General features: G+C 70.4%; 5 protein-coding genes. 2 read left to right on the top strand and 3 right to left on the bottom strand.

Annotation, left to right across the window (positions count from 1 at the left end):
• Positions 1-11 precede the first annotated feature (11 nt).
• From ygfZ to AC5RV2_RS15445, 3 genes are all read right to left on the bottom strand, one after another.
• Positions 12-1,094, bottom strand: coding sequence for a CAF17-like 4Fe-4S cluster assembly/insertion protein YgfZ (ygfZ, locus tag AC5RV2_RS15455; RefSeq protein ID WP_494093066.1), 1,083 nt, complete (start codon positions 1,092-1,094; stop codon positions 12-14).
• 42 nt (positions 1,095-1,136) lie between these two features.
• Positions 1,137-1,739, bottom strand: a complete 603-nt coding sequence (locus AC5RV2_RS15450; RefSeq protein ID WP_494022470.1) for a nitrobindin family protein — start codon at positions 1,737-1,739, stop codon at positions 1,137-1,139.
• Positions 1,740-1,942: 203 nt separating this feature from the next.
• On the bottom strand, positions 1,943-2,695 hold the full coding sequence (locus AC5RV2_RS15445) for a hypothetical protein (protein WP_494093065.1): 753 nt from the start codon (positions 2,693-2,695) through the stop codon (positions 1,943-1,945).
• 153 nt (positions 2,696-2,848) lie between these two features.
• On the opposite strand from AC5RV2_RS15445, the gene AC5RV2_RS15440 reads away from it, so the two are divergent.
• Together AC5RV2_RS15440 and AC5RV2_RS15435 are read left to right on the top strand one after the other, a co-directional pair.
• On the top strand, positions 2,849-3,550 hold the full coding sequence (locus AC5RV2_RS15440; protein WP_494064760.1) for a winged helix-turn-helix transcriptional regulator: 702 nt from the start codon (positions 2,849-2,851) through the stop codon (positions 3,548-3,550).
• A 68-nt stretch (positions 3,551-3,618) separates the two neighbouring features.
• Positions 3,619-4,026 (top strand): GNAT family N-acetyltransferase (locus AC5RV2_RS15435; RefSeq protein ID WP_494093064.1); only part of this gene is annotated, 408 nt, incomplete at its 3' end.

The following is a 4,026-nucleotide window of genomic DNA, read 5'->3' as shown; positions in this document are numbered from 1 at the left end:
GCCGACGCGGCTCAGCGGGGCGGGCGCAGGAACCCGGTCTGGCGGCCGACCACCTGGCCGGCGTCGGGGGTGACAATCACTTCCTGGGCGGCGTCGTAGCTCTCGCCGTCGTCCAGCACGGTCAGCTGCGCCTGCGGATCGACCGAACGCTTGACCACGGCCAGCGCAATCGGTCCCATCTCGTAGTGTTGCGCCGCGGACGTGACCGCGCCGACGCGCTTGTCGCCGAGCATCACGTCGCTGCCCGGGACCGGCAGCGTGTGCTGCGAGCCGTCCAGCTGCAGGAACACCAGCCGGCGCGGCGGGCGGCCCAGGTTGTGCACGCGGGCGATGGTTTCCTGGCCCTTGTAGCAGCCCTTCTCCAGGTGCACGGCGGTACGGATGAGGTCCAGCTCGTGCGGGATGGTCTTCTCGTCGGTCTCCGCCCCGACCCGCGGCCGCCACGCGGCGATCCGCAGCGCCTCGGCGGCCCAGACGCCGGCCAACTGCAGCCCGGAGACGGCCGCTTCCAGGTCGGCCGCCGGCAGCAGGTATTCGTACCAGGACCGTTCCAGGCCGGGGTGCTTTGGTTCCTCGATGCCGGTGTAGGCATAGCCGCCGGCACCGATCTGCGGCCACGGGTCCTGCCACACGAGGCTGCCCTCGAAGGCCGGGACCGGCCTGACCGACCCCACCACGGCCCAGTCGGCGGAGACATCGGCAACCTCTACCCGCAGCATGAACTTCATTCTGTCCAGCCATGCGGCCAGCGGCGCCGCCTCGAAGGATTCGACGATCAGCCAGGTGCGTTCGCCGTCGTCGACAATGCGGGCATCGTATTCGATCCGGCCCTGCACCGTGAGCAGCAGCGCTTCGCTGGACTGCCCCGGCTTCAGGTTCAGCAGCAGCTGCGAGGAGAGCGTGTTCAGCCAGCTCAGCCGGTCTTCGCCGGCCACCGTCACCACCCCGCGGTGCGAAAGGTCCGTGATGGCCTCGCCGCGGGCCAGCGCGCGCTGTTCGCGCAGCGGGTCTGAGTAGTGGGAGGCGACGCCGGCGTCGGCCCCGGAGGCTTCGACGGCGCCGGGCTGCAGGAGCAAAGGGCTGCGGTAGGTCATACCGGCGTCAACTCCCGGCGGCCGTGGCAAATTCCCGGACGGTCAGGCGCGCTTGGCCAGGATCGCCGAGGCGTGCGGGGCCAGGTCCTTGCCCTTGGCCTCGGCCACGTCCCAGCGCCAGTAAAGATCGTTGTTGACCAGGCCGAAGATGCGCGTGGCCGCGCTGTAGTCCTTGGACTGCGAACCGCGCATCACCATGTCGGTGCTCAGCTGCACGCGGGGGCCCTTGATCTGCCCGTAGTAGAGCTCGGAGATGCCGCCCGGGTGCACGATGGTCGCGGTGATGTCGAAGCCGCCGTCGGAGTTGCGCAGCTCTTCGACCTCGTCCGCGGACTTCAGGGCCGGCACGATTTCGGCGGGGACCAGGCCCGGGCCGACGTCGGCGTCGTTGAGCTTGCGGTCCAGCGCCCAGAAGCCGGTTTCCACCGACAGCGGGCGCAGCCGGTTGCCATCCTCGTCCGTCAGCCAGCTTTCGGCGGTGTACTGCAGGTAGGGCAGGCCGTTCTGCGTGAACGTGGCCTTCTGGACGAAATGTTCGTCCCCCTCCTCGCCCGCACCCAACCGGCCGGCACCTTCCCAGGTACCCAGCAGCCAGGACAGCGGCACCAGTTCCGGGGTCAGCTCCGTCGGGAGTTCAATCGGCATGGTTCAGCGCCGGGCTGTTTACTTCTGGCCCTTGAACAGGCGGACAACCACGAGCGAGGCGAACCCGGCCATCGCCAGGCCTGCCAGTACCAACAGGGACAGGAAGAAGATTTCAAGACCGAGATAAGACATGGCTCCATAGTAACGGCCCGGACCGGAGGATGCCCGCTGGCGACACCGCCCGCGCTGTGACGTCGCTCATCTCAGCGCAGCAGCATCCGCTCCAGGAAGTAGACCAGCGATCCGGCGGCCATGACCGGGGCGGCGCCGACGGCGAGCATCGCCGGCAGCCGGGTGGGACCGCCGTCGGCCAGCACGAGCCGGCGGAAACTGACCAGGATGATGCCGGCGACGGCGCCCACTGCCGCGGCGGGCAGCATGTGGACGGTGGAGAACAAGGGGGCCGCCAGGGCCCCCGCCAGCGGGGCCAGGACCACGCCCAGCGGCGCGACGATCCGGTCGGGCCAGGGCAGCAGGCAGACGCCGATGGCCACCAGCATGCTGATCCCGGTCACCAGCATCATTCCGCCGTTGTTTGCATTGGCCGAGAGCCGGTCGGCGGCCACCCAGCCGGCGCCCAGCGAGGTGAGCACCACGCCGGTGCTGGCGCCGAAGGTCGATTCGAGCCGCCGGGGCTGGCCGGTGCCGCGGAGCAGCTGGATCAGGAAGACGGCCATCACGCCGAGCGCAATCACCACCGCCATCCACAGCAGCGGCATGCCGGCGGGCGCGAGGCCGGCGAGCACCGCCGTCGCAATCCCGGCCAGGGAGATGACGGCGGCAAGGGTCTTCTTGGCGGGCACGCCCAGCAACACCGGCCAACCGACCCCGATCACCACCGCGGCGACGCACACCGCCGCCGTCAGCACCGGGAGGGAGAGGTAGGAGGCGCCGATGACGGCGCACAGTACGGCGGCAGCGGCTGCGGCGACGATCCACGTTTTCACGCTAGTCATACTGCCCTATGACGCAGGGGCGGGGCGAGAAACCGCGGCCCGGCGGGGCGCGGCGCTATACTTATGCCACCGTCCGGCAGGCTGCGCCTGCGTGTGTGAGGACCTACCGGGCCCGGCCCGATGATGTGCGCCGCGAAAACCCCTGGAGGAACCATGCCGCACATTCTGCTGTTGACCAACAGTCCCGGCTCGTCGATCGACGTCCTGCCCGCGCTCGAGCTGCTGAACCACAAGGTGCACATCCTGCCGGCCGAACCGACCGCCCTGCTGGAAACCGATCCGGCCGACGTGGTCATGGTTGACGCCCGCAAGGACCTGGCCGGGGCGCGCTCGCTCACCCAACTGCTGAAGGCCACCGGCCTGGGGGCACCGCTGATGCTGGTGCTCACCGAGGGCGGCATGGCCGCCGTCAGCGCCAACTGGCTTGCCGACGACGTGGTGCTGGTGACCGCCGGGCCGGCCGAGGTCGAGGCGCGGCTGCGGCTGGTGATCGCCCGCGCCCGTGCCGGCGACCAGGACACCGGGACGGAGATCCACGCCTCCGGCGTGGTGATCGACGAGGCCAGCTACAGTGCGCGCGTCGGCGGACAGCCGCTGAACCTGACCTACAAGGAATTCGAACTGCTCAAGTACCTGGCCCAGCACCCCGGCCGGGTGTTCACCCGCGACCAGCTGCTGCACGAGGTCTGGGGCTACGACTACTACGGCGGCACCCGCACGGTCGACGTGCATGTGCGGCGGCTGCGGGCCAAGCTGGGCCCGGACCACGAGCAGCTGATCGGCACGGTCCGCAACGTCGGCTACCGGTTCACGCTGGTGCGCGAGGCGGAAGAAGAACCCAGCGGCGTCGGCTGAGGCGGCCGGGTCTGCACCGGACCGCGGCGCCCTCCCGCCGCCGAAGGCCGCTCGGATAGTCTGTGCTCATGACTGCATCGGATTCGGGCCTCTGGCCCGTGCTGACCATCAAGGGCGCTCCCGACGCCGAGACCCTCGCGGACATCAAGGCGCTGGCCGCCGCCGCCGAAGAGTCCGACGGCAATCCCCCGCTCTCCGAGCAGACGTGGGTGAACCTGCGGGCCCCGGAGTCGGCCGACGTGCTGGTGCTGGCGACCTACGCCGGCGAAGAGCGCTCCGATCCCGCCACCGCGACGGCGCTGGCCGGGGTCGCCGTCGTCAGCCTTGCCACCGCTGCCGGCACCGACAACGTCCTGGAACTGGTGGTGCACCCCTCCTACCGCGCCGAGGGCGTGGGGACCCGGCTGGTCGAGGCCGTCCGGCAGCACACCGAACTGCCCGGCCTCAAGGCCTGGTCGCACGGCGGCCACGAGGCC

The organism is Arthrobacter sp. Y3225116 (assembly GCF_059091245.1).
Note: the sequence above shows the minus strand (reverse complement) of the source record. Positions and strands in the feature narration are given on the sequence as shown.

Bases quoted from the DNA above. Each gene is read 5' to 3' on its own strand.
- ygfZ (WP_494093066.1), bottom strand. From the start codon at position 1,094: ATGACCTACCGCAGCCCTTTGCTCCTGCAGCCCGGCGCCGTCGAAGCC.
- AC5RV2_RS15450 (WP_494022470.1), bottom strand. From the start codon at position 1,739: ATGCCGATTGAACTCCCGACGGAGCTGACCCCGGAACTGGTGCCGCTG.
- AC5RV2_RS15445 (WP_494093065.1), bottom strand. From the start codon at position 2,695: ATGACTAGCGTGAAAACGTGGATCGTCGCCGCAGCCGCTGCCGCCGTA.
- AC5RV2_RS15440 (WP_494064760.1), top strand. From the start codon at position 2,849: ATGCCGCACATTCTGCTGTTGACCAACAGTCCCGGCTCGTCGATCGAC.